This is a genomic window from Bradyrhizobium sp. UNPF46 (genome assembly GCF_006658625.1).
Lineage (GTDB): Bacteria > Pseudomonadota > Alphaproteobacteria > Rhizobiales > Xanthobacteraceae > Bradyrhizobium > Bradyrhizobium nitroreducens.
Map to the genome: position 1 here is coordinate 1 of NZ_LFJB01000136.1, position 3,059 is coordinate 3,059.

Below are 3,059 nucleotides of genomic sequence, written 5' to 3' on the forward strand. Positions count from 1 at the left end.
CTGGCACCGGCCCCACGGTGGTATAGACTCACAAACGCCGATCAGCAGACTTGGGCTGACCAAGGACAACCTCTTGAGGCTCCACATCTAGGGCATAGGCGTCCGGGCGAAGGTTTGGTTCTCGTCGTACAAGCATTGCGAGTAGTAGGCCCACGGCTAGGCAGTACAGCGTACCTTGGGTAACTTGGGAGAGCTGGCTATTGAAAAGTGATCCCAAGACGTTCTGAAGCACTACTGCTTGTCCCAGCACTTGAGGAACACTGGTGCCCCAAAAAAGAACGAGGTGTGCTGTCCACATACTCATGAGAAGGGCCCCCCCGAGAAGCCCGGCTTGTATAGCGATGGCAAGAAACTGATTATGAGGGTCGGGAACCGCCTCACCATAAGGCGAGGGTCTGTCCGCTTCAACAGAAGCATACAACGATTTGGTGCTTCCGGCCCCATGCCCAAGGATGGGCGATTGCCAGATGAATTCAACTGCCTTGCTCCAGAAGTCGAGCCGACTTGCAGTCGACATTGTGGGTTTTCCGGAGAGGACGACCTCCGCTCTCTCCGCGCTGATGGTTCCAAGGGACTCAATTTCTTTGGTCTTAGGAGACACGGTTGTTGGCTTGTGGGGAGGGGAGGGTGTCTGCGTCGCGCCGAGCTTTGTAGTCTCAGACGATTCAGCTTTCAGGGCACGCAGGTCGGTGCTGATCTCTTTAACTCGACGCTGAGCTTCGCTAGAAAAGCTCACCGCGAGCCCCGCAACGAGGCATAATGGAATTGCTACGGCGACGCGAATTTGCCACCCGTCGATGTATGCCAAGAGTCGTATGGCTAAAGCCAGAGCGATTAGCACGCCTGTCTTAGATAGGGTGATCAGGAAAACATCAGCGAAAAGAGCGACGGCAACAACGCCAGCGCAAACTGCTGTCAAATTCTGCTTTGCTCGCAAGAGTTGAACTGAATATATTCCTAAGCCAAAAGCACATAGTGAGAAACAGGTACTTTGAACGGCATTGTCCTTCACAGGTACTCCAGGGCCCTTGAACCAACCCCAAGGACCTGAACCCCACGAGAGTGAGGCAATAGATAGCACAAGTAAGACCATACAAGCCGCAGCGAAGCCATATGCGATGTGCATCGCTTGCCGCTGGCTGTATGTGCCTGCCATGACAATGGGAATTAGCAAAAGCTTGGCGTAGTGCGATACCCCACCCGGTCCGAACGGCTGAGGTGACCAAAGCATACTGATGGCAAGGAGGGCGAACAACGATATAGGGAGTGTCGCAGCCGGAAATCGCAATATGTGACGCCAATCTTCTTGGCTGGCCGAAAACAGGCTGAATACAGCTAAAAGGGTCAATGCGATTGCGGTGCCAGTCGTTGTTATGGGAAGCATAAAGGCTGTCAGGATAGCACTAGATTGGCGGCCTCTCTCTACGATCAGGAATATCCGCTTATCCATCGTTGCGCCTGCATAGCTTTCTATGTCGAATTTACAAGGTGAGGAGCATCCTTGCAGTAGGGAGTCAAGACGTCATCTTGGAACTCGTTGGTGCACAGGAGGATTGGCACGATCGGCTCTCGATGCTCGGCTGACTTGGCAGGTTAAATGCGTCATAGTCCGAAACGTACGCTGTCCGGCTCCCGCCCGGAGGGGGCCATTTGCGAACTGAGGTGAGCAAGGATGGACTGGTTGATAGCGCTTTTTGCGATCTTCCTGTTCGCAGGTGGGCACGACCGAAGCGCGTTCTGGCTGATGACTCTCGCTGTAATTGTAGGGATCGGCAGTGTCGTACTGCGCCTTCGCAGCGACTACTCTAATTTCCAATCGTGGCTTCCACCCAAGCTGGTCATCGTTGCAGTCTTGGCAAGCGCGGCGCTGTGGCTAGGTGCCCGAGCTGCAATGTTCTGAACCGTGCTTCTACGCGCTAGCCTTCTGCTTCTTCATCTCCCATGAGATCTTAGTATCCGTCCGGTGAAGGCCGCCTTGCCGAATGAGGCGTGTTGTTGAGAATTGTCCTTATGGACAGTGATAGGCGCAGTGCCCAAGTCGAACGGCTTGAGGTGGTGGACACGGGCCGGCGGCGGCGCTGGTCCGAGGACGAGAAGCTCAAGATCGTCCTGGAGAGCTTATAGGCACCGCGCCAAGTTGCGGCAACAGCGCGGCGCTATGGTGTTTCACGCTCATTGCTGCTGCGATGGCGACGGTCGTTTCTGCCTGAGAAGGATACTGCTCATCAAGCTGGCTTCGTACCGGCGATGGTGGTCGCGGAAGCAGGGCCGGCGCCTTGTCCGATCGCGCCGGTCAGCAGCGGCGGGTCGATCGAGATCGAGTTTTTTGCCGGGCTCGGATGCGGATCACGGGCACGGTCGACGCGGCGACGCTGAAGGCAGCGGTTGCGGCACTGGCAGATGGACGGCCGCGGTGATCCCCATTGCGTCGGGGGTGCTGGTGTGGATTGCGACCGGCCACACTGATATGCGTCGCGGCATGAACTCGCTGGCCTTGCTGGTGCAGGAAGCCTTCAAGCGAGATCCGCACGGCGGCGATCTCTATGTCTTCCGAGGCAAGAGTGGCAAGCTGATCAAGATCCTCTGGCACGATGGGCTCGGGATGTCGCTCTACGCCAAGCGGCTTGAGCGCGGCCACTTCCTGTGGCCGTCGCCGGCTTATGGCGTGGTGACGATCACAACAGCCCAGCTTGGCTACCTGCTGGAGGGCATCGACTGGCGGATGCCGCAACATACCTGGCGACCGCAGGCGGCGGGCTGATCGCTGGGATTTGAATCGGTGGCACGATCGGCGGTTCGGACAGAGATCGCGTCTTGTGATTCTCTGGTCGGCGATGAGCGCCGATGATTCTCTTCCCGACAATGTGACCACGCTGCAGGCGATGCTGCGCGCCGAGCGCGCGGCCCGGTTGGCTGAATGCATCACTCCCCCGAGTATTAAGCACCTAAAAAGCCACGGATTATATGTATTGCCGGAGCGCGACTAACTCGCCACGATCGAATTTGAAGTATCATGATATGAGGAACTGCGTAGCCGCTAGTTGACATTAACTTTGACG

The 3,059-nt window shown here is 56.7% G+C and carries 2 protein-coding genes and 1 pseudogene; 2 read left to right on the plus strand and 1 reads right to left on the minus strand.

Annotated features, from left to right (window positions below; translation table 11 throughout):
* Positions 1 to 316 precede the first annotated feature (316 nt).
* Positions 317 to 1,450 (minus strand): annotated as a pseudogene (locus tag UNPF46_RS38490) (O-antigen ligase family protein); the annotation flags it as partial.
* A 222-nt stretch (positions 1,451 to 1,672) separates the two neighbouring features.
* Here UNPF46_RS38490 and UNPF46_RS37085 point away from each other — a divergent pair.
* Entirely contained in the window at positions 1,673 to 1,900 is a 228-nt protein-coding gene (locus tag UNPF46_RS37085) for a hypothetical protein (protein WP_100180001.1), read from the plus strand.
* A 513-nt stretch (positions 1,901 to 2,413) separates the two neighbouring features.
* On the plus strand, positions 2,414 to 2,761 hold the full coding sequence (gene tnpB, locus UNPF46_RS38500) for an IS66 family insertion sequence element accessory protein TnpB (RefSeq protein ID WP_100180002.1): 348 nt from the start codon (positions 2,414 to 2,416) through the stop codon (positions 2,759 to 2,761).
* Positions 2,762 to 3,059 lie beyond the last annotated feature (298 nt).

Excerpts from the sequence above, each read along its gene's own strand:
- UNPF46_RS37085 (WP_100180001.1), top strand. The coding sequence starts at position 1,673 with ATGGACTGGTTGATAGCGCTTTTTGCGATCTTCCTGTTCGCAGGTGGG.